Below are 330 nucleotides of genomic sequence, written 5' to 3'. Positions count from 1 at the left end.
GCCACGTTCGTCGGATCAGGGTTGCAAAGCAACCTTGTAGTGACCCGGGAACGGGTCCAGTGGACGCCTGGACTACACGTACACACGGTCTCATCTGCACGCCGGTAGACGGCCGGCCTGCATTGACCCTTCCCAGCCACACTTGCGCGGGCTGGTGCATCGGTTCGTCTGTGGATTTGATCGAAAGTTCCTGCCCCACTTAAGGGGCACGATCCTCGATCGCGTCCACAATCATGGACCCACAGGGATTCGAACCCTGGGCATCCTCCTTGCAAAGGAGGCACTCTCCCACTGAGCTATGGGCCCACTCTCCGCGAGCCGATTTCGGCT

General features: G+C 60.3%; 1 tRNA gene. It reads right to left on the bottom strand.

Features of this window, described 5'->3' with window-relative positions:
* Positions 1-234 precede the first annotated feature (234 nt).
* Positions 235-306, bottom strand: a tRNA-Ala gene (locus C492_RS21870).
* Positions 307-330 lie beyond the last annotated feature (24 nt).

Source organism: Natronococcus jeotgali DSM 18795 (assembly GCF_000337695.1).
Classification (GTDB): domain Archaea; phylum Halobacteriota; class Halobacteria; order Halobacteriales; family Natrialbaceae; genus Natronococcus; species Natronococcus jeotgali.
Note: the sequence above shows the minus strand (reverse complement) of the source record. Positions and strands in the feature narration are given on the sequence as shown.